This window comes from Anaerocolumna sp. MB42-C2 (assembly GCF_030913705.1).
Lineage (GTDB): Bacteria > Bacillota > Clostridia > Lachnospirales > Lachnospiraceae > Anaerocolumna.
On record NZ_CP133190.1, the window covers coordinates 1,357,572 to 1,380,904 of the forward strand.

General features: G+C 35.5%; 19 protein-coding genes. 4 read left to right on the plus strand and 15 right to left on the minus strand.

What is annotated here, in order from left to right; translation table 11 throughout:
* Nucleotides 1–168: 168 nt before the first annotated feature.
* Entirely contained in the window at nt 169–2,193 is a 2,025-nt protein-coding gene (locus tag RBU59_RS06080; protein WP_308146988.1) for a putative bifunctional diguanylate cyclase/phosphodiesterase, read from the minus strand.
* Nucleotides 2,194–2,448: 255 nt separating this feature from the next.
* Between RBU59_RS06080 and RBU59_RS06085 the strand changes: the two genes are divergently transcribed.
* Nucleotides 2,449–3,150 (plus strand): glycosyltransferase, encoded by a 702-nt coding sequence (locus RBU59_RS06085; protein ID WP_308146989.1) that lies wholly within the window; start codon nt 2,449–2,451, stop codon nt 3,148–3,150.
* Nucleotides 3,151–3,281: 131 nt separating this feature from the next.
* Here RBU59_RS06085 and RBU59_RS06090 read toward each other — a convergent pair whose 3' ends face one another.
* From RBU59_RS06090 to RBU59_RS06115, 6 genes are all read right to left on the minus strand, one after another.
* Complete coding sequence (locus RBU59_RS06090; RefSeq protein WP_308146990.1) at nt 3,282–4,073, minus strand: alpha/beta fold hydrolase; 792 nt, start codon at nt 4,071–4,073, stop codon at nt 3,282–3,284.
* Nucleotides 4,066–4,896, minus strand: a complete 831-nt coding sequence (locus tag RBU59_RS06095; RefSeq protein ID WP_308146991.1) for a sugar phosphate isomerase/epimerase family protein — start codon at nt 4,894–4,896, stop codon at nt 4,066–4,068. Before RBU59_RS06095 ends, RBU59_RS06090 begins: the two co-directional genes overlap by 8 nt.
* Complete coding sequence (locus tag RBU59_RS06100; protein ID WP_308146992.1) at nt 4,897–6,030, minus strand: Gfo/Idh/MocA family protein; 1,134 nt, start codon at nt 6,028–6,030, stop codon at nt 4,897–4,899.
* 78 nt (nt 6,031–6,108) lie between these two features.
* Nucleotides 6,109–6,861, minus strand: a complete 753-nt coding sequence (locus RBU59_RS06105) for a DeoR/GlpR family DNA-binding transcription regulator (protein WP_308146993.1) — start codon at nt 6,859–6,861, stop codon at nt 6,109–6,111.
* Between the two features lie 188 nt (nt 6,862–7,049).
* Entirely contained in the window at nt 7,050–8,375 is a 1,326-nt protein-coding gene (locus RBU59_RS06110; protein ID WP_308146994.1) for a CapA family protein, read from the minus strand.
* A gap of 36 nt (nt 8,376–8,411) precedes the next feature.
* A complete protein-coding gene (locus RBU59_RS06115; protein ID WP_308146995.1) occupies nt 8,412–9,719 on the minus strand; it encodes an amidohydrolase family protein in 1,308 nt (435 codons plus the stop codon).
* Between the two features lie 264 nt (nt 9,720–9,983).
* Here RBU59_RS06115 and RBU59_RS06120 point away from each other — a divergent pair, with 264 nt between their 5' ends.
* Nucleotides 9,984–10,559 (plus strand): helix-turn-helix domain-containing protein, encoded by a 576-nt coding sequence (locus RBU59_RS06120; RefSeq protein ID WP_308146996.1) that lies wholly within the window; start codon nt 9,984–9,986, stop codon nt 10,557–10,559.
* 290 nt (nt 10,560–10,849) lie between these two features.
* Here RBU59_RS06120 and RBU59_RS06125 read toward each other — a convergent pair whose 3' ends face one another.
* The 3 genes from RBU59_RS06125 to RBU59_RS06135 all read right to left on the minus strand — a co-directional run bounded on the left by RBU59_RS06125 (nt 10,850) and on the right by RBU59_RS06135 (nt 13,600).
* Nucleotides 10,850–11,614: a flavodoxin family protein gene (locus RBU59_RS06125; RefSeq protein ID WP_308146997.1), complete on the minus strand. Its 765-nt coding sequence runs from the start codon at nt 11,612–11,614 to the stop codon at nt 10,850–10,852.
* Nucleotides 11,615–11,626: 12 nt separating this feature from the next.
* Entirely contained in the window at nt 11,627–12,196 is a 570-nt protein-coding gene (locus RBU59_RS06130) for a TetR/AcrR family transcriptional regulator (protein WP_308146998.1), read from the minus strand.
* A gap of 216 nt (nt 12,197–12,412) precedes the next feature.
* The gene (locus RBU59_RS06135; RefSeq protein WP_308146999.1) at nt 12,413–13,600 is read right to left on the minus strand and encodes an MFS transporter; all 1,188 of its coding nucleotides are present in this window, start codon (nt 13,598–13,600) and stop codon (nt 12,413–12,415) included.
* Nucleotides 13,601–13,765: 165 nt separating this feature from the next.
* On the opposite strand from RBU59_RS06135, the gene RBU59_RS06140 reads away from it, so the two are divergent.
* A complete protein-coding gene (locus RBU59_RS06140; protein WP_308147000.1) occupies nt 13,766–14,653 on the plus strand; it encodes an AraC family transcriptional regulator in 888 nt (295 codons plus the stop codon).
* A gap of 220 nt (nt 14,654–14,873) precedes the next feature.
* Here RBU59_RS06140 and RBU59_RS06145 read toward each other — a convergent pair whose 3' ends face one another.
* The gene (locus tag RBU59_RS06145) at nt 14,874–18,008 is read right to left on the minus strand and encodes a glycosyl hydrolase (protein WP_308147001.1); all 3,135 of its coding nucleotides are present in this window, start codon (nt 18,006–18,008) and stop codon (nt 14,874–14,876) included.
* 112 nt (nt 18,009–18,120) lie between these two features.
* Between RBU59_RS06145 and RBU59_RS06150 the strand changes: the two genes are divergently transcribed.
* Nucleotides 18,121–19,008, plus strand: a complete 888-nt coding sequence (locus RBU59_RS06150; protein WP_308147002.1) for an AraC family transcriptional regulator — start codon at nt 18,121–18,123, stop codon at nt 19,006–19,008.
* A gap of 83 nt (nt 19,009–19,091) precedes the next feature.
* Here the strand turns inward: RBU59_RS06150 and abc-f are convergent, their stop codons facing one another.
* From abc-f to RBU59_RS06170, 4 genes are all read right to left on the minus strand, one after another.
* Entirely contained in the window at nt 19,092–20,684 is a 1,593-nt protein-coding gene (gene abc-f, locus RBU59_RS06155; RefSeq protein ID WP_308147003.1) for a ribosomal protection-like ABC-F family protein, read from the minus strand.
* A 188-nt stretch (nt 20,685–20,872) separates the two neighbouring features.
* Nucleotides 20,873–21,136, minus strand: coding sequence for a CD3324 family protein (locus RBU59_RS06160; protein WP_308147004.1), 264 nt, complete (start codon nt 21,134–21,136; stop codon nt 20,873–20,875).
* Nucleotides 21,137–21,319: 183 nt separating this feature from the next.
* Nucleotides 21,320–21,742 carry a CoA-binding protein gene (locus RBU59_RS06165; protein ID WP_308147005.1) on the minus strand — a complete coding sequence of 141 codons (423 nt, stop codon included), beginning with the start codon at nt 21,740–21,742 and terminating at the stop codon, nt 21,320–21,322.
* Nucleotides 21,743–22,000: 258 nt separating this feature from the next.
* Nucleotides 22,001–23,179 carry a PucR family transcriptional regulator gene (locus tag RBU59_RS06170; protein WP_308147006.1) on the minus strand — a complete coding sequence of 393 codons (1,179 nt, stop codon included), beginning with the start codon at nt 23,177–23,179 and terminating at the stop codon, nt 22,001–22,003.
* Nucleotides 23,180–23,333 lie beyond the last annotated feature (154 nt).

The following is a 23,333-nucleotide window of genomic DNA, read 5'->3' on the forward strand; positions in this document are numbered from 1 at the left end:
TCTAGCACTTTCTTATATTCAAGTTATACTGTTCCAAATTTAGATCATGTTCTGAGTGAACAATTTTACAATAAATGTCGGTATTATTATAATATAAACAATACCAAAAGTAAACGAAGTAAGGGGTTATTTTAAGAACAGTTGTTACATTTGTATCATTTCCGGTATTTATTTACTAAGTATTTGCATTTTTTCTATATATTCATCTAATTCACTTACTCTCAATGGCTTGCCGATATAAAATCCTTGTATATAATCACATTGCAGCATCTTAAGATGTGTAACCTGTATTTCTTCCTCTATGCCCTCTGCTACTACTGAGATTCCTAAATTATGTGCCAGTATTATCATATTTCCGATAATCTCCATATTTTTGTTTTCATTCAGCAAATCATCTATAAATGATTTATCAATTTTCAAAATGTCAATGGGTAATTTTCTTAAATAACTTAAAGAAGAGTATCCGGTACCAAAATCGTCCAAAGATATACTTATATTTCTTTTTCTTAATTCCTCCAATATTATTATGGAATTTTCAATTGAGCTGATTAATATGGATTCTGTTACCTCTATCTCAAGATATTTCGGGTCTAAATCTGCCTCTTTCAGAGCTTCGTCTATTACCATAATAATATTAGAATCTTCCAGCTGTTTCACTGACAGGTTTATTGAAAGTACCCCCTCCAGATTATATTTGGTCTGTAGATTTTTATATGCTTTGCAGGCAGTTTTTATAATCCATTCTCCTAGTGAAATGATCATTCCCAATTCTTCTGCTACCGGAATAAATTTAGCCGGACTCACCATCCCAAGCAAAGGTGAGTTCCATCGTGCTAAAACTTCAAATCCCCGTATATTATCCGTCTTTAGATTATAGATGGGCTGAAATACCAAATAAATCTCGTCTTTTGTTAAGGCTGATTTCAATTCAGTTTCAAAATTTATTTTATCTATCAGTTCACTTTTCATTGCATTTTCAAAAAACTGTACTTTATTTTTACCCAATTCTTTAGCCTTATACATTGCCGTATCGGCATTCCTTAACAGTTCCACCTGTTGGGCCCCATCACACGGAAATGCTGCCACACCGAAACTTGCACTGGTCTTAATCTCTTTATTTCCAATGATGAAAGGTTTTAAAAATTCCTGTCTTATACTTTCCAGATAATCATAAGCTTCCTTTCGGTTTAGATTCCTCTGAATTATTAAAGCAAATTCATCTCCTCCGATCCTGCCTATAAGATCCTCTTTATGAATGCCCTTACTAAGACGATTAGCAGCTTTTTTTATAAATAAATCCCCTATGTGATGTCCCATAGAATCATTTATTTTTTTAAATGAATCAATATCTATGAAAACGGTATAAAAGTTTATTTCTTCATATCCGGAAACCTCTATAAGTTCATGGATTTTGTCCATAATCGACTTTCTATTGGGTAATTCCGTTATCATATCATAATGAGCCATATGGTATAGTTTTTCTTCATTTAACTCTAATTCCGTATTCTTATCATTTAATTCATTATATCTGAAACTAAGTTCCGCATGAGTGGCAGTTATATTATTGTACATTTTTTCCAGTTCTTCTCTTTGTCTTACTTCAGTCATATACATCTTATTAAGTCTGTAATAATGTGCCTGATTTATTAAATGGACAATCGGAGCAATTACGATTACCAGTGCAAATAACAGCAGTTGGACAATATAATAGGTTGTATTATATTTAAAAGGGGTTTTTGATAGCACCAGAGAATAATACATTCCTACAAATAAAGTGGATACGGTAACATAATTAAGCATAACTTTTGTTATTCTTATTGATGAGATGATTATGTTAATAAAAGCAATGGTCCATATTCCGGGTCCAATAAAAGGATAAATTCTTATTGTAACAAAGATTAATACCACAGAAAATAAAATAGAGATCCAATGTGTTATAACTCTGGTTTTAAGCTTTAAGTGTGGTGTAATAATAAAACAAAAACATAGTAATAACAAAAATATACTGTCCAATACAGAACTTTTAAGTTTGTAATGCATTATGTAATTCACTATGGAACCAATAAACAGAACAGGTATTCCATAATAGCACCCAATATAATTTTCCATGGTTTCAATTGTATCCATATCATTGGATTCATTAATAATTTTAATTATCCCCGGAAAAGTCTTCGGTATTTTTATCTCTTTCACGTCTCCACCTCAAAATAATTTAATCATCAATTTACAATCATTGTCGATTTTAAATCAATTTTAGCATATTTTGTTACTTTTTTCAAATTTTTTCCCATAAATTAAAGTACCTGAAAATGGCGAAAGGATAAATCGTCTCCTACCCTTACGAAAGAATCAACATAATTTTGCTTTTCTGACTTTGCATCTATTTTATCAAAGTATCATACATTATTTAAAGATATGAGTAAATTTTATTTAAATACGGAGAGGCCAATGACTAACCAAGACGGAGTATCAATCATAACCTGTACCCATTTACCTGTTTATATGGATAATATATTCGATAATTATTCCAGACAAACCTATCCCTTTAAGGAATTAATCATTATTCTTAACAGTTCCAGTTTAAACATTGCCAATTGGCAAAAAAAAGCACAAACATATGAAAATATTAGAATTTATCAGCGTCCGGAAAGTGACTCGGTTGGAGCCTGCCTGAATTATGCAGTTAAACTAACCAGATATCCATACATTGCTAATTTTGACCATGATGATTATTACGCTTCAAACTATTTGAATGATTTTATGGATATAGCGCCTATTGATAATGCAGAAGTATTTGGAAAAAAAACGCATTACGTCTTTTTCGAAGATCAAAAAAATCTGGCGATAATCCATCCGGGCAGAGAAAACAGTTATGTTGACTATATTATTAACTGTACACTTTTTGCAAAAAAAAGTGTTTTTCAAAAAGTACAGTTTATTGACGATAATGTTGTAGACGAACAGTTTGGAGAAGATTGTACCAATTTGGGTATTAAACTTTATGCTATCAACAAATACAATTTTGCCTATATCCGCCATGATGATCTCAGGCTTCATACTTACAAACTGGATAACCGCCAATTATTACAGCAATATTGCCAATTTGTTGCCCAAGTTGACGACTATAAGCCCTGGGTAAATAGTGATTAATATAAAATCAACAGCAGAAATGAATAGGCTAAATATTCATCATATATAGAATCCCGAACAGTCAAAAGCCGCCACAATTGTGACGGCTTTTGAATTTAATTTTTCTTTTTCACTGGATCTGCAGCTGATTCCTAATGCTTATTGATATGAAGTAATTCCAGAATATATTGGTTTACAGCTTCCTTGTGTGCCGCCATATCTATATCCTTATTAACAATTTCATATAATTTTGCACCGGATATATACTTTTGATAATACGTGCCATATTCATAAGGATGAACTAAATCATTTTGATTTGCTAATATAATTGTCGGTATATTTACTTTTGACAAGACAATTGAGTCCTCTATAGGTGATAATCCGGGTAATGAAAGGAACTTCCTGTAGTTTTTCACTGAAGCTTCATCTGTAAAATATTTGCAAAAAGCCTGTGTTGTATAGCGAGAAATACCTGAAATATAACTATATGATTTTGTTTTTTTGAAATCCAACAGGCTTCTGTTTTTTAAACATACCGCACATTCTGCGAACCATCCCTGAATTTTTATATCCATCGGTAAGTGTGTCCATGCATTCCGAATCAGAAGCAAACCATTAAGCCTTTCCGGTTTTGCGGCTGCAATGGCAATACTGACTGCTGCTCCCATAGAAATACCAGCCAGATAAAATTTATCAATATTTAAATAATCAGTTAATGCGATCACATCATCAGCCAGAGTTTTAAAATTATAGGTTTCCCAATTTACTTCACTCTCTCCATGCCCCTGTTGATCCGGTATAATAAGTTTTACACCATTTATTGGCACATAAATGTTCTTAATTTGCTCCAGACTTCCGCCTAATCCATGCAAAAAAATGAACGGAATTCCTTCTCCCATACTCTCATAATGCAGCCTTATATTATTATGTAAAATATCAGACATATCCTAATTTTCCTTTCAGAAATTTAAGACTTCCAGGAATTTGCTTTTCTGATAAACCATGCATAATTAACGGACCATGATAGTTATATTTTCTAAGCAATTGAATATATGAACCAAAATCCAATTCTCCCTCCCCGGCTGCTACAAAATCCAGTTCTTTTCCATTTGAAATATCTTTAACATGGGCAAGCACAATATCCTTCCCCAACAATTCAAATGCCTCATTCAGAACAGCTTCCATATTATTTATCTGGGAAGGCAAAAACAGATTGGCTCCGTCCATAATAATTCCTAAGTGCTTACTCTTAAAACTATCCAGATATTTTCTGGCCTTATATGGTGTATTGATAATATTGCTTGCTTCGGTTTCCACACCGAGAATTATGTTACTATTAGATGCAAATGCTAAAATCTGCTCAGTTGTTTCCATTAGGTCATTCCATGCCGCACCGTTTAAATTTCTTTCATCCCATTTCCATTTACTTTGGAGATTCTTCGAGCCGGTACATAAGGTAACAACGGGAATTTCCAATATAGACGCAATTTCGCACAATATTCCAAAACGCCGAATACCATCTTCTCTGTTTTGTAAATCGGGATCTATCATATTAAATGTGCCGGATATGGCATCCAAAGTAATTTTATATTTTTTTGCCGTATCGTTAACCTTTTTTATTGTTATTTTATCTATATGATCCGGTAACGTTTCCATTCCTGCCGAGGTGAGATTAAATTGTGTATGATAAATTCCGAGAGTGCTCATTTTTTCGAATATTTCTTCTAAATTACCCTCAAAGGATTTTGAGAAAATACCAATTTGCATTTATATTCCTCCTTTCATATCTTTCAAATATGTTTTTCGTCCATTATTTTGATAAGATTCATAGGATGCAATAATTGCCCTGAGTGCTGCTATCCCGTCATCCAGATCAGCGCCAACTTGTTCTTTTCCATCTAAAATAGCTTCTGCAAAACTTTCCAATTGGCGGCGGTAAAAATGTCCGTCCGGTTCAAATGGTTTTTTAATCTCTCGGGTTGTCTCATTGCAGCATTCAACCTCCGATGTTTTAAAAATCCACGGATTGTACACTTTCGCAAATACAGTACCGTTAGTGCCATAAATTTGGAAACCCTCATGCCAGTCTGCACGTACTGCGATTGTCAAATCCAGATTCCCTATGGCTCCATTCTCAAAATCACAGGCAATCAGCCAGGAATACAGATTTCCCTTTATAACATGTTTTGTTTCTACACTGATTATATTTCCCATCAGATATCTTGCAGTGTCAAATAAATGGCTCCCATGACCCAGAAGATAGTATTTCTCCAGATCCGCTTTCGGATTACCAGCCGGTTTTTTCATACTGGGACTGGTATAAATCGGTGGCATAACATTATCACAAACCTGATAACGGCCTGTACTGTCACAATACCAAACCTTAAAAGTGGTTACTTCACCAATTTCTTTCTGAATGAAATTCCTGGCGTATAAAATACCGCCGTCAAAACGTTTCATATTTCCAACTTGGACAATAAGTCCTTTTTCATTGGCTATATCCCGTAGCTCCCCACATTCCGAAAGATTTACTCCTAATGGTTTTTCTACCAGAACATGCTTACCGGCCATTAACGCCATTTTTGTACAAGCTGTATGAAACTGGTCCCCGATACCGATGATAACAGCGTCTATTTCCGTATCTTTTAACATCTTTGAAAAATCCGTATAAACTCTCTTCGGAGAATAAACCGCTTCCATTTTAGTCAGTAAATCTTCTGCCACATCGCAAATAGCTATCAATTCCACATTTCTTGCTTTTACCGCAGCTTCAAAATGTGCCGCCTGACAGATCGTTCCACAGCCTAAAATACCGATTTTTAAACAATTACTGTCTTTTTTAATATTTACTTTCATAATAGTCACCTCACCTTTTGAGACCATTTTAGCATCTGTTTGCATTAAATTAACCCCTATTTTATGCTGTATTTTGCATGTTTAAATGAAAAGCCAAATAAAGCACGCATATAAAATGCGTGCTTAGATGATTTTATTTTTATATTTCCTGTTCAATTTTTCGTTAACCGGATTCTCACAAATTATCTTACTGACTTCATTAATGGAACAAATTCTGTAATTTGCTGTTTTCTCCAGTTTATCCACTGCGCACATAGCAATCACTTCATCACTGTTTTCGACGAACAACTGTTTCACTCCGGCCTCAGCTTCATAGGGTACCGGAACACTAATACCGTTTTTCGAATCCACCGCATATACTCCGATATAACATTGATCAAAATGAAAGTTTTGCAATTGTTTTATAGCCATATCACCCACGGTTGTCTGCGATCCTTTATCACACCTTCCCCCTATAAAAATCACCTCTGCATTTGGCCTTTTTCTAAGTTCATTCGCTACCGGGAAACTGTTAGTTACCACTCGAAGAGAAATGGAAAGTGGAAGAAGCGATGCCAGAATGAGATTCGTGCTGCCTCCATCAATTGCTATCATACTATCTTTTTTAATTAATTCAAGTGCCTTTTTAGCAATAAGGAACTTCTCATTTTTATGAACATGATTGCGGGCGTCAATACCCGGAACAGGTACCTTATAAGGAATGGCTCCGCCAAATACACGTTTCAAAACTCCCTGGTTCTCTAATTCACTCAGGTCCCTTCGAATCGTATCCTTGGATATTACAAACTGTTTAGAAAGATCATTAACAACAACCCTCCCGTATTTATAGAGTTCATTTAGTATATACTGCTGTCTCTCATCCTTTAACGTTTCCATCCCCCCTTATATCGTTTAGCCATACGCTTTAGAAACTATTTCGTTTTGGAATATACCATACAATTGATACGAATTTCAGTACTTCCGCTATCAAGTATTTTTATTCCACACACAGATATTTTAGCATACAAATTATATTTAGGGAATTTTATTTTATATTAAAAACTTATGTGCTCATTAACTCCATACTATTCGATTATTTCCGTATGCAAAAGCTTTTGCATTAATACTTCAAGCCGTTTTAACTCCTTAACAGCCTCTTTATCGAAATTCATACGATTGTTATTTTCCTTAATCTCATGCATTAATCTTGTAAAATGTAACAGTCTGAAATCAACACATTTATCTCCTGTCATTTTAGAATAAATATACATAGGTCTTATTTTAAGATCGCTTATTATTGTTATATTTTTACCATCCATTTTACCTTTAGAAAACTTCAAACGGACCAAATTATTAAGCCTCGAATTCGGAATATGCTCGTGACAGGAAATGAGATCACCCAGGGCATATACAATCAATCCCTGTTTCTTTATTCCGGAAAACGGATCAAGGAAAGAATACTTTTCCATAGGCTGAATCCCATGGGGATGATTTCCGATGATGATATCGATTCCTAATGTTATCAGTTTCTGTCCCATATTGATTACATTCTGGATCGGATAGGATTCAAATTCCAGACTCCAATGAATGCAGGCAATAATTATATCTACATTCTTCTCTGTTTTTGCCGTTTGAACCTGTTTCTCTATCAATGAAATATCACAATCCGGGCGGTTAAGTCTTATGGAATTGGCCAGGTAGTCCTTACCCTCAGGTACCGGCTTCCCATTGGTAGAGAAGGTATAGGAGAGGAAAGCAATTCGAATACCGTTTTTTGTAATAACCAGGAAATCATCTCTCTGCTGTCTGTTACTTGCTGTCCCTACATGGGGACAGCCCTTTTTATCAAGAAATTCAAGTGTTTCCAATAATCCCTCTTCACCCATATCCAGGCAGTGGTTATTAGCGGTTGAATAGACATTAATCCCTCTGCCTTCTCTGTAAAAAACATCAAAAAACTCCGGTGTATTGTTAAGGGCAGGTGCTTTTAAAATATTCTTCGGCACAAAACTTGCGGATACGGATGGAACTACCGGAGTCTCAAGGTTAGCACAGCAAATATCAGAATCAAATAAAAAATCTTCTGCCTCTTCCCATAAATGAGTCGTATTATCCGTCCGTATATGGTGCGAAGCCAATATATCTCCTCCTGCAGTAAAACAAAGTCTGCTTTCTTCTTCAAAACCTAACGGTAAAATAAAATTCAGATCCTGATTTCTGAAATACTCTTCAATATTTTTCCCTTTCTCCGCTTTTTCTACCGGATGATAAAAATATTTATATCCCCACCACAACTTCTCACCTAATTTCATATATCCTGCATTTCCCTCAATTTCCTGAGAGTACTGAAACTTATTTTTATGAAGCATCCCATTAATCCAACATACCAGTTTTAAAATATTTGTTATCATATATTTATCCCTCTTTCGACACCTGAATTACTTAATTTAAATAGTATTAAGTAATTCTTCCACCTGAGTCTGCTTTTTGATTTGCGGTTTATCTATTAATAGTTCTCCCCTCATTACCATATCCACCTCGGATAAAACCCGTAAATCGGTTAACGGATTTTGCTTGACTACGATAAGATCTGAAGCTTTACCAGGTTCCAGTGTACCGGTTATATGATCTATTCCAAGTATTTTGGCATTCAACCTGGTTGCATTATGTATGGCTGCCTCCGGTGAAATTCCGGCATATTTAACTGTATAGTCAAGTTCGCGCCAAGTATTATACTGCGTAACAAACGGGCAGGAGGAATCGGTACCAAGTCCTACCAGGATGCCAGCTGCGGCTGCCTGTTCTAATCCTTTAACCATTCCGTCAAAAACGATCTTAGAGTTTTCAACATTAACAGGACTCATAAGCGTATCCTTAGGATTCAGCTTACATATGGTAATTGCCGGATAAAGTGTGGGTATCAGACAGGAATATCCCCGAAGAGACTTTGGATTATTTAAGAAGAGTTCAATTATTTCCTGATCAAATACACTACCATGCTCTATGGTATCTACCCCGCCCATCAAGGCTATCCGCACACCCTCAGTACTTTCTGCGTGGGCTGCTACTAATAAACCGATTTTATGTGCTTCGTCACAAACGGCGGTAATTTCCTCCAGTGTCATTGCCATCCGGCCGGCTTGACCTACCACTCTGCTATCGGTAACCCCACCGGTGACACATATTTTTATAAGATCCACCTGTTCATGTACATTCATACGTACAGATTTTCTGGCCTCCCAGGGAGAGTCTGCGATACAGGCAAAGCTTCCGGAACCATGTCCGCCTGTTACAGAAATAGCAGGTCCGGATACAATTAATCTCGGTCCTTTCATTTTACCGGAATCAATCCTGTCTCTAAGGTTAACATCCGAATAAAATAAATCTCCCACAGCCCTTATGGTTGTTACTCCTGAATTAAGTGCCGACAGAACATGATTTTCTACCATACCATCAAGTACTTTTCGCCCGATCTTTGTTCTTAACAAACCGACCAGCTTCTCCTGTGACTTTCCTCCGCTGATCGCTTTCATTGGTTTACCGCTTCCGAAAAGATGCGCATGGGCATTTATCAACCCTGGCATAACATATTTACCGGCTATATCAACACTGCTATAACCTGCCGGTATCTTTACTTCAGATGATTTACCGATTTGTTTGATTTTACCGTCACTTATTAAAATGGACATATTTTCTCGGAAGCCGGAATTTATACCATCAATAATACGGCAATTTGTTAATGCATAATTGGACATAATAACATCTCCTTTTTATAAATTATATTGATTTGCATAACAAGATTAGATTTATATCCCATACAATTTAAATAATTTCTGAGATAAATATTATCTTAAAGACAACTTAAGCAAGTAATAAGTATTAATACTATGATATATTCTGCTGCTATTGACTTTATATGTTTTCAAAGCTAGTATTATAAATAGTTTTTAACTTTGCAAGTATATACCCCGCTTCTTAGCGGGTTTAGGACTTGACTACCCGATTTTGGAGGATAGAACATGAATTTTATAAAGCTGAAGCAAATCAGGAAAACAAAGGGATATACACTATCAGTCCTTAGTAATAAAACCGGCTGTACTTCCAGTTATCTGTCCCAGTTGGAGCGGGGGCTCAAGCAGCCTTCTTTGGATATGCTCAGGCGTATCAGTAATTGTCTTGAGGTTCCAATATTCGAACTTTTATCGGAAAACGAGGCTTCTACTATACTGAATAAAGGTACAGCTGATAAAAAATACGATATTATCCGGCATAACAGCAGGAAAAAATTTGTTATGCCGGAAATACGCACTGAATACGAATTCATCACACCATATTCGGCAGATGATAGTGACACCTCAAGTGTTGTTGGTATGTATATCACTCTAAAACCAGGAAAATGGTCGTGTGAAAAATCAGTTTCCCTAAACTATGATTTCAGTATTTTTGTCATACAAGGTACCGTTGAGACCTTAATAGAGGACGATAGGAAGACACTATCGGCGGGTGACAGCATATATATTTATTCTGGAATACAACACAATTTTTATAATGCAGGGAATACCGAGCTTATAATGATCGGATTTGGCAAACGTTAATTGGGTAAAAACCATGTGTTTCCGTATGCTTCTCACCCAAAAGCCTTTTTATGTCACAGGAAATTAAGTATTTTTCTAATTTAATTCAAAATATTAACTCACAGTTAATTAACTTTGAGTTAATATTAATTCATACCTTTTCACCTGTCAATAAAAATCTATAGGGTTTGACTATCGGATCTAACGAATTTAACGTTAAAAAGAAGCATCTAGTTTTTGATCTCGATGCTTTTGGTACAATTTCTCCAAATACTTTTTGGAGACTATTTTCAATTTTTTAACTAAATTTATTAAACTATTAATCTGGTAATAAGAGATACAATTAATTTATTAATAATTCCTACATGCACTTTATAATAATAACCTTCTGATTTCTCAAGCCAGCCTTTTTTGTTCCAGAAGCTATAATCAGCTAAGTTTTGTGGTGCCTTTGAAAATGCTTTTTGCTGCATTCTAAATGTCAGAAGTTTTATCAGGGTTGGTTTTACTGGGTTTGTATTAATTATTTTATTATAGAATTTCTCAGTTTGTCTTATTAATTTATCCGTTTCCTTTTGCAGCATCTTCTCATCTTTTTCATGGGGCGGGGCGTATGTTATACCTGCCCTTGCACAAATTATAAATCCCATTGAACCTAACATGAATGACAAAATTTTAGTAACAAAACCAATTCCCACAGCTCCAGTCGTTACGACTACCATAGCTTTCTTCCCATGAAATTCCGGCCGGTGGCAGCGGTAAGCAAATCGGTCAAGAAAATTTTTCATTATCCACGATACATTGTATGTATATACCGGTGATGCAAATATTACTGCATCCGCCTGCTTCATTTTTCTTTCCAGATTTTCTCTATCGTCTTTTAACGGACACTTATCTTCTCCTTTTTCGATGCATATATAACACCCCTTACATAATTCAAGCCTAGTCCGGCTTAATTGAATATATTCAAATTCAATTTCTTCATTTTTTCTATACAGTTTTTTTTCTATTTGGCAAATAGTCTTATATGTATTTCCATCAACTTTGGGACTACCTATTACTGCGAGGATCTTCATTATTCTCCCTCCCTATAACCTTATCAGATTATTATCCACTATTGAATTTATCAATTTATCTCTTTCTTCTTTTATTTCAATATTTATACCTGTCAACATGTGGAAGGCTTCCTGTCTCAAATAGATACTTTGCATCGTAACTATTAACTGAAATGCAATCACTCTTAGTTCTGTTTCTGATTTGCTTGTATTATATACTTGACTTAATGCCGGAAGCAGATAAAGACAAATTCTGAAATTACCTTTTAACAAATCATACTCGGTAGAAAATTTGTTTAGTCTGCTGTTTTTCATTGCTATGTCAGACATAGAAATAAGCATTTCTTTTATATATTTAACCGGATCACTCAAATCACCTCCCAGTTTTTCCATCACTTCCGCCATGGACTCCATCTTCATAGATACCGCTTCTTTAATCAGATTATCTCTTGATTCATAGTAGTAATTAATGAGCCCAATTCCTATTCCGGCAGATTCTGCTATTTTTCGGACAGTAATATCGTCTGGATTTTTCACGGAATCAAGTAGCTTAATTGTAGCTTCCATTATTTTTTTCTTAGTTTCTTCTTTCTTAGAACTCATTTTACACCTTCTTCACAATATTGAACGTTTATTGAACATGTTCAATTATATACAGATTCCATTTTCTTGTCAATACTAATTTATACACATATTAAACAAAAAAAGACGTGATGATTACCACGTCTTAATTCTAACCTATTCAGTTACTCACGGTTCCAGCATGTATTTAAGAATGAACTCTTCCATTCTGCCCCAAAGAAATTCTCCCGGGTCTTCTTAACTCATAGAACGAACTTTTTTTCTATTTGTCCTTCCACGTAATATCACTATGGATATAATACTAATCGGTATAAAAGCAATTATCATAGAAACAAAAATCATAAATTTTACACTTATCGTATCCGCAAGTGTACCTGCATATAATAGTGAAATTGTTCCTGCCAGGGAACCATAAAAAGCATCTACCAATCCATTTGCCGTAGTCTGATATTTATACTCTATATGTACTCTAACGACCTCACGGGCCGCCGGAATCAGAAGACTATATGCTCCAAACAAAATAACCGTTCCCATAATAACCATCCAAGGTACCGTAGCGATAAGATTGATTCCAATGGCAAGAAAAATCATAATTGAACATCCAAATAGTCTCTTTTTTGCGGGAATTGCAGTAAAAGCCCCTGAAAAGAAAAAAAGAGTAAATTGTGAAATACATCCAATGAAAGAATCCACTCCCTGGATTGCCACACCACCGCCAACAGACTTTAAAACCATAATCTTTAAATTATTGATTGGTGCAATTGCCAGCCCTATAAAAAACATCATAACTATAATCAACAGATAGATGGGAATTCTCATGATCGACATAATATCTTTCAGTGAAATAGAAGTCCTTGCCCCCTCTTCCACCGGTGAATCCTGTGTTAACAAAGAAATAATAAATGTTATAATGATAAAAACCGTTGAGCAGATCGGCATCAGGTAAAATCCAAATTTACCAATCAGAAAACCCATAATCAATATGACAACAGCGTATCCGGCACTTCCCGCACTCCTAGATCTTCCATAAAGCATACCGTCATAATTTATACATTTTAGCATCCAGGTTTCGAGGATGGAACCCATAGGGCCAAGCATAAATCCAAATAAGCCGTATAACACGGAAAACACGATAGGATTCTTAAAAAAGTACATTCCCAGCTGAAGGAAACAGGCTATGCCAAGACCAAAAAGGAAAACTTTTTTATTCGTGCGTAGTTTGTCACAGACACTTCCCCACACGAACTGGCCTGTAAACGCACCTGTCATATAAATAGAAACCATGATACTGACTGTACTTTGTGCGTAACCCCGTGATAATCCAAACGCTGTAATATAGGCAGCAAATGTTGCAAATATGGACCAGTATACTGCCTCTATAATTCCAAATCGGATAGCTAGCTTCTTTTTCGTCATAGTTTTCATAATCATTCATCTTTCTTAAGTTTTTCTGTTATAAAATAAGTCAAGTAGCTATGATTATAGTACAATTTTCTTGACGATTCTACCAATTTATGCTTAAATATAATAACAATCTTTCAGAGATTTATAAAATAATAACATTATTGAATGAAGACGGGAGATATTAACATGCCAGATAATTTTATTCGAATCAACTTGAAAGAAAATGTAATTTACACAGATGATAATGGGCTTCCCATAAAATCTGCCGTATATGCGTTATCGCAATTTCCCGGTATGACCGGAACCTGCCACTGGCATAATGAAATCGAAATCATTCTTATTCAGGATGGCTGTATGGGATATTATGTGGAGGGGAATACGTACCGTTTAAAAAAAGGATCAGGGATAATAGTAAATACGGACCGGCTTCATTATGCGATGCCATTAAAAACATCAGAATGTATCTTTGATGTGCTGTTATTTCACCCCTCTTTGCTGACTTCCAACCGTACCATTCATAATAAATATGTTGATCCCCTGCTTAGAGATTCACAAAATGATGCTATTCTATTAGATAATACTTCCATGTGGTACACAAAAGCCCGTGAACAAGCTGAAGATGTTATTACTGTCTGCCGCCGGAGGGAAAACGGATATGAAATGCGTTTGCAAAGTATGCTTTCTAATCTCTGGCTTCTGCTCTACGAAAATACAGTTGCCATTTATGGTTCCCGCACCAATATGTCAGTTTCCGTAGCATCTATGAAAACTATGATAGAATATATATACGGCCATTATGCTGAAAAAATTTCACTGGATGATATTGCAGCTGCAGGAATCATGTCACGTACAAAATGCTGCAATTTGTTTCGCGAAAATATGAATCAGACTCCCATGGAATTTATTACCAGTTACCGTATTCATAAAAGTATCGAATTACTGGCAGATAACTCCCTCTCCGTCAGTGAAATTGCTCAGGAATGTGGTTTTTACGGAGCGAGTTACTTTGCAGAAACCTTTCGTAAGATAACCGGTTTCTCCCCCCGAGATTACAGAAAAAGTATAAAAAATTAAGCTATATGCTCTATATGATTTAAAGCTATTAATGCTTGGAGAGCCCTACTAAATAATCAAAAGGACATTTCCCGGTATAAGAGTGGAAAATTCTGCTAAAGTAAACTGGTCATTTTAATCCTGCTTCCAAAAAGGGTATCCTAAAAGATTCTGTTCAAATTTTTAGAATACCCTCTTTAATAAAAGCTTGTATGTTTACATAAACTCAGTTGCTTTCATATTAAACATTCTTCTTAAATCTTATATCAGGCGAGATAAGAATTCCCGTTGGTTTTAGTTGATATTCATATGCCCAGCTTGTTCCTGTTGTTCTCCAGGCATTCGGTCCGGCCCAGCTCTCTGTTTTATTGCAATTATGTATTGTGCCAAAGGTATTTACACGGTTTCCATAGGTAACTATTTGTAATTTATGTATCCCTTTTTTTACGTCTTTCATGTGTAATTCGTAAGGTGAATATGCAATATATCCTTTTTGTTCACCATCCAGAAGAACTTTTATAACCGGGTTACGGAACTGGGAAATCTGTATTATAAGGTCGCCTTCCATTGTATCTACCTCCAGGTTATATGTAATATTGCCACCATAGAAAGGTAATCCCTGACTTGTTATATTTCCAAATCCTATCTTATTAATGAGCGAAATAATCTTTTGGTTACTACCTGAAACCTTAACACCAAAGTCGCCAAGCAGATACATTGCTTCAATATTCGTTTTGGAATTATAAAGTATCTCGACTATGATTTCATTTTTGCCGGCAAAAAGCTCTGGTAATATCATTGTCTTGATATCACAGTCGGTGTACCAGCCGTCAATCATATTCTCTGCTTTTATTCCATTAACATATACCTTAGTATTTTCCGGGTTTTCTAATGCAAGTTTAGCCATTCTGACTTCAATATCTGAAAAAACCTCATATCTTAAAGTCAATGTGTGTTCATAACCCTCTTCCTTTTCATCTACCCATGGCTGCGCAAAAGCTTCCATTCGAAGCGGGTACCCCAGCTTCTTACGGAACAGGTTATCTATTCTTAAGATTTCTTCCCGTGGCTGCCAGTCTTCCTCATCAAACCGATATTCAGCCAGATCAAGCATGTAAACATTAGGTTCGCTTAAAGTAAAAGAAACCTCTGAGGGTATAGTAATTCTAATATTTTTCTCACTTTCAATATGTTCTTTCTGAGCGTTCTCGCGGATTACATTCACAGCTGAATCCTCATGTACCAGTTTTAACAGTAAACTGTCATGTTCAAACATTGTGTGCTGCAGAATCGTATCACCATGTTTATGTTCATATTTACATTCCCTTATGTTACCTGTAACGGCATCATAAATAATAACCTTCCAGATTCCTTTTATAGATATAGTAAGTTCTTCTCTGGCTGGAATATCCGGATTTCTCATCTTATTTACATGGGCAAGAAACAGCCACTTATCATCTCCCTCTTCCCGAAGCTGGTATATTAGATTATTCGTTCTGATACCAAGATCATTCCGGATATCAATATCCCTATACTCTTCCAGGGCATTTAATAATTCATAACGGTCAAAGCCTATCTCCCTGCAATTCTCCATCAACTCTATAGGCAGTTCCGCCGGAACAGCATCTACCAGTCTTGGCATACCGCCTGTAAATATAACTTTGCCGCCATTTTGTGCAAACTTTTTCAATCTGCTAAGGGTAGTTTCCCTGATTGTTACACAATTAGGTACTACAATAACATCATATTTCATTCTACCAACTTGTAATCTATTGTCACAAATTGATGTTTCTACGTTTAATTCCGGTAATAAAGACTCTGAGATAAAATCAAAATCAATCAGGCCATAAAGAAGCCATTCTATTAATTTTTCAAATTTATCATCCATCTCTCTTCTGATTCCGCCGGTCTTCTCCTCTGTACCCCAATACAACCAGTAGGATTCAATCGGATGAATAAGACCGACTTTCACTTCACAGTTTCCTCTGGTAAGTGCTGTATTAATTCTTGAAAAATAATTTTCAACATAAGGATATTCCTGATACCAGGGGGATTGATATCCAATGGCCGCCGGATAATCTCTCTTAGCTTCCCCCGCCATGGAGGTCCAGGTAAGATGGTGAACACGTACGGTTACTCCCAGTGCCGCCTGCCAGTCTCCCTGCAGTTTATGCCCTCTGAAGTCAAAATCCCAGTTGGTTACACCATATAATTCACTTAATACACCCTCTCTTCCATATTGGTGAGCAGCACTTTGCGCCTGCTTAACTGTAGATAATTCTCTTCTGTCACAAAGCATATCGACACCCGGGAGAGTAAAGGAGCGGTATGACCGCATTGCCTCACCCAAAGCAGCCGTCTGGGATTCTAAAGTAGGTTCTTCCATCATATGCCCTGCCAGCAGAATATTATGCTCCTTACACCAGCCCCCAACCGTATCGGCAAAGGCATCGACAAAACGTTCACAGATATGATCATGATAATGATAACGTGCCACAGAATACTGTTCTTCTCCTAATTCCCAGAATAATTCCGGCAGTTGATCCAATATACTAGTCCCATAGGTCTTCTGAAAAGTATCATCAAAATCATCTGTATAGGGAACTGTAATTTCTTTCTTTTCAGTTGCAAACCCAAGCTTCATTTTGTGGGAAAATTGCGGTTCATCGGTAAAGATTGCCGGAATCGTCTTGCCAAACTCCTCCCCGACTTCCTTAAAATAATTTTCATGGGTGACTTCTATAAAACGTTTTACCGCATTTTTATCTAATGTATTTAAATATGCCTGATTATTAAACCAGGGATTATCACCAGAGATTTCTAAGTATGCAAACCATTCCTCATACCCGCCCGGTAAAACCTCATTTTCTTCCAACCTTTTATAATCAGCCAGGTATCCATCGTCTAATTTAACTCCATAACGTGCCAGAAAGGTACGATTTTCACTTCTCACAGCCTGACCGGAGGAAGAAAAGTTATGATTTTCTGACTCTTCCTTACCTAATTTATTCGGAGAGAATACCAGATAACGAATGCGGTATCTTAATTCCTTTGTAACGATTCCACCACCTGCCCCGGAGGGCCAGCGATCCTCATCATAAAGCCAGGTTAACATTCCTCTCTTTTTAAATTCCTTATTCGAATATTTCACAAGTTCCATAAAGTCTTTCCCCAGATACTTAAGGTTCATTCCGGTTCTGCAGTGGATATGTCCACCACCCATCCCCATATCCTTTAATGCTTCAATGGTTTTATCCACACTTTCTTTTGTCATTCTGCAATTCCACGCCCAAAAAGGAGTTCCCCTGTATTCGGCGGTGGGATTTGTAAACAGCTCCTTGCTCAATTCATTTTCTGTTTTTCTTGGATATAACATACTTCTTCCTCCTGTTAAATTACTTGTCTTGCACTTAAGTAAAAATTATTATACAATAAACTGTACTTTCTTTTATTGGGGTATTCAGCTTTTTTATAGGGGGTAATCAACTATGCTTGCATATTATGACACTGGTGAAAAACTTTTTGGTGAGGAAGATATCTTTATTAATAAATGTAAAATGAAAGAAACTGTCCTTCATGCACATAGCTATATTGAGATTGTATTTGTTTCAGACGGAAATGGTATTCATAAAATCGGAAAAGAAGATTACCTGTGTAAAAAGGGAGAAATTTATTTTATTAATCACGATATTCCACATCAGTTTATTGCAAATGATGACTGTGAGTTTGAAATATACAATTGTATTTTTAAGCCAACGTTCTTTCATAACTCTTTTATTGACAGCAAGAAATTTTACAATGTTACCCATGATTTTCTTCTAAAAATATTAGATGGAGATGCCACCTTAAAAACCCCAAAAATATCTTTAATTAATACAAATTTTATATATATTCAAACACTTTATGAAGATATGTTAAAAGAATACACCCTTAAGGATGAAGGGTATACGGAAGTTTTTAAAGCAGATTTAATCAAGCTTATTATATTAATCTTAAGAACGATTAAAAAAGAGACAATTGTAAACAGCAATGTTTATATAAAAAATGACCTTCTTGAAAAGGCCATTGACTATATACATTGTAATTATTATAAGGATATCACGATTGAAGAGCTTTCTATGATGGCATTTTTAAGCCAATCACACTTTTGCAGACTGTTTAAAGAGTATTCCGGGATGACAGTAAAAGAATTTACTCAAAAAATAAGAATAAAAGAGGCTTGCAGACTTCTGGACAAATCAAATAAGAAGATTGCAGATATAGCAGCTGAGGTTGGTTATAATGATATAAAATATTTTCTCAGCCTTTTTAAAAAACAGATTGGAATGACACCAACTGAATATAAAAAGCAAAATGTTACCACTGACTACCTGTAAATTTCACTTCAACTTTCATTACTTAAACCGCGAACCAGAGAAGACTGAAAGTTAATCTACCCGGCTCTGACTGATATTGAATTTTATACCACATACTGACGCTTAATTAAATATTCCTGATATTTCATAGGATAGTAATTGGCTTTGTTATTATCTATCTCTAATATTGCTGTTGCTATATTGGAGATAAAATAACGGTCATGAGAAACAAATAGTATCGTGCCATCATATTCTCTCAGTGATTTTTCCAACGCTTCTTTTCCCCTGATATCCAAATGATTTGTTGGTTCATCCAAAATTAAAAAATTATCGTGTTTTAGTAAAAGTTTGGCAAGTGTCAACCTGACTTTTTCACCACCGGACAATACATTAACCTGTTTTAAAGCATCGTCTCCATTAAATCTAAAACAGCCCAAAGTATTACATATCTGAGTTTTTCCAAGATCAGGATACCTATCCCATAATTCCTCAATCACAGTATTATTGCCGGATAGTTGTGCTACTTCCTGGTCAAAATACCCAATCTCTATTTCTTTTCCGAAAGAATAACTGCCATTTAGGGGTTTTAAATTTCCAACCAGTGTTTTAACCAATGTTGATTTACCGGTCCCGTTTTTACCAATTACAGCAATACGGCTGCCTCTGTTAATATCTAAGCTGACTTTACATAATTCTTGATTATATCCAATACTTAACTCCTTAATGAGCAAGACTTTTTTAGCTCCCTTAACACGGCATGAAAATTGTGCGTGAAAAGTAGACGTATCTTCTTTCCTCTCTTCTATTACTGTCATACGCTCCAGGTATTTGATTTTTGATTGGGCAAATTTAGCTTTGTTTACTTTATATCTGAATTTTTCGATTAATTCTTCCAAATGTTTAATTTCTTTCTGCTGGTTTGCATATTCCTTATTCTGCCTGATAATATCATTTCTTTTAGCATCTATAAAATAAGAATAGTTTCCGCTGTATCGAAAAGCCGTACGATTTTCTATTTCATATACAATATCCGCAACATTATCAAGAAACATCCTGTCATGAGATACAACAATTACAGCTTTGGAATAGTGCTTAACATAACCCTCCAGCCATTCTATCGTTTCCAGATCCAAATGATTGGTGGGTTCATCTAAAAGTAAAATATCCGGTTTGCTTAATAAAAGCTTTATAAAAGCCAATTTAGTTTTTTGGCCGCCTGAAAACTCATGTATTTTTTTCTGTAAATCATTCACAGGAAATCCAAACCTGGTAAAAATAGACTCGATTTCCCTTTTATAAGTATATCCGCCAAGACTCTCTAAGCGTTGTGATAATTTTCCGTATTGATCTAAAATATCTTGATTATAATCTGTTTGCATCACTACTTCCAATTCCTTTAATTTGTTTTCTACATGGTGTATTTCTTCAAATGACTTTTCGAATTCATCTTCAACCGGTATCTCTTCACTGGTAAATGCCACCTGTTCCAGATAACCTATGGTACATTTTTTATCACTTATTATCTCTCCTGAATCCATTTGTTCCAATCCAGCTATTATTTTTAACAGAGTTGATTTTCCACAGCCATTTTTACCAACCACCGCAATCTTTTCTTTTCCTTTTATCTCAAATGAAAGATTCTTAAATATATCCTGTGAACCAAACGATTTGTAACAATCTATAATCTGATAGAGCACAACAATCACCTCTTACAATTAATTTCATTTATTTGAATAAAATGTTATCAGTTTATAGGTATAAAAGGCAAGCTACTACTTGATACAGTGCTATTTAATATCAAAAAAGCCGCTGCAAATTTATAAATTTATCTCACCTTGTCAGATCCAAGCTCAATAAATTTATAATATTGCAACAGCCCCTATAATTATTTTTGATATAAAATCTTTCTTATTGCGTGGGTTGAAAGGAAATATCTTTCTGAGAGCTCATCAACTGTTATACCATTTTGATATTCCATAATAATCTCTTTATTTCTTGTCAGTAAGGCTGTTTTGCAGCCAGATAATTCTCCCCACTCCTTATGCTTTCCTTCTTTAACAGGAATATAAAGATAATCCCCCTGAACATATTCCTGTAACTCCTTGATCAGATAGTCAGGTAAGATTTTAGTTGCGTTTATATAATTCATGCAAGCTCACTCCTTGATATTAAAATTCAAGTTGAAAAGCTGGCATAATGTAAATGCGACTTCTATTACTCCATGCAGCTGCCGCAATCATTTACCAGCTTGCATGGAGTAAGACTTCTGTTCGTTTTTCAATATTCATATTATCACCGCCTCTTTCAGTTCTAAGCAATATATATAACCTTTCTAAACACCCGCCAGGAATTTGTGAAACTTATGAATTCCGCTGCTAAGTAACATCATCGGACAGGCAATTGCCGTCTCCAGTCCGACTTTTTTGCATTCTTCCACGTCTGCAGCCTCCACGTCCTTTTTACTGTGGAATAAAACCCGTACCACACCATTTTCTTTCATTTTGGGAATCCATGGTGTAATTTCATTTTTCTCAAGGTAGATGTAAGCACATTCGGGTACTTTCGGTAACTCGGAAAAACTCTTATAGATTTTTAATCCCAAATCGCCGGCAGCCTTTGGATTAAGAGCATAAACATTGATATTGTTCTGCCGGAATGCAGACAGAATCATCTTCATGGAAGGATCATCATTAAGCGGATAACCCAGAATCAAAACCTCGTTACCACTGAAAAAGTCTTTCGTTAGCTTAGCCATAAATTTACCTCCGTTTAGACAAAATAATTCATATCGGCATAACTGCAGATTGAAAGTCTATATTTATTATCATAACGCAATTTTAACGGCCGTCAAGAGCAAATCAAAAGAAATTATCAATATTTAACAATTTAGGCCAAATCAATTAATTTGCTATTCTTTATTTTTATTTGTATTTTATAAGAATATTGTCTTATACTATTCTCAGACCTTGTATCCCAGGTTTTTGTCTGGCCTATGTCTTGAGATTATTCCTATTTAATTTTTTTTCGTCATATCCCTGATATAAAAAGCTACCTGATATGGAAATAATTCATCTGTTTCACTAAGTTCGCAGCCCAGTATCCGTTTAATATTCTGTATACGATAATTTACCGTATTTCTATGAGTAAAAGTATCCTCAGCAACCCTTATAAGACTGCGGTCATTTTTAATATAACTCCTTAAGGTATTAATATAACTGGTATCATGTGCTTGATCATAGGCTTCTAAAACTCCCAGGATATCATTGGCATAACTTGTGAGGATATCCGCATCATCAATGGAAAAGAGTATTTTAAAGAACCCCATTTCATCAAAATCAATAATTTCTTTCCCTGTTCCCATTGACATTCTCATTGCAGTTTTTCCTCTTTTGTAGCTGGCTGAAAGATTCTCAATATGTTTCACGACAGGTCCGATACCTAAGTGAAAACGCTTTTCTTTCGCAAAATAAGAAAAGCTTTGTAAAATAAGTTTTGGCAGCTCCATATATTGCTTCTCTTTACTATTATTAAGAATCAGCACAAGAAAATCTTCCATGCGGATAAGCCCATAGGAAGTATTGATTTTATCATTCCCTTTCCATAAGCCAAATAAATTTTCAAGTTTTATTATTGCCTGATTATAGTTAAGTTCATCCTCCATGGTCTTTTTAACACAGATACAATAAACCTGGAAAGCTCCTTCTATGTCATACCTCTCTCCTAACACCTGTCTGATGTTTTCCTCCGAGAATCGTCCCTGCATCACCTCTCGAAATGCATTTCCTATCTTTTTCTCAAATTGTTTCTGATCAATAATTCTCATGCAATAAGCCTGGATCAATTCAGTTATGGATATTTCCCAAGGCATTTCAAGCAGAGGAAAATTATGTATCTCACACCAGCTCGCCACTTCTTCCGGAATATATTGCAAGTACATTCCAGTATTTATAATAATACCTGCGCATTCACCCTTGGCCATCTCCTGTACTAACTTGAGCAGCCAGCCGGATTGAACCGCTTTCATGCCTGTTGTTATTGCTAATTCTTCTCCATGGAATCTGGACACAATTGTTTCATCCTCAAGCATATGCACCCAGCTTACTACGGTATCCATGCCGGCTTTTCCGGCAGCTATCTTAAGCCGAAACTGTTCCTTTGTTTCTTCATATAATTCCCAAAAACGCACCGCCATACGAACCAATCTCCTTTTTTATTAATATTTTTAGAGTAATAGCATCAATTGCATAGTATATTCAAGACACTATATAGCTTCGCAATTGTCCACCTTGTTTCACCTATAAAGATGATATTTTTTAACAAAATCAATCCAGTTCTAAAAGAACATT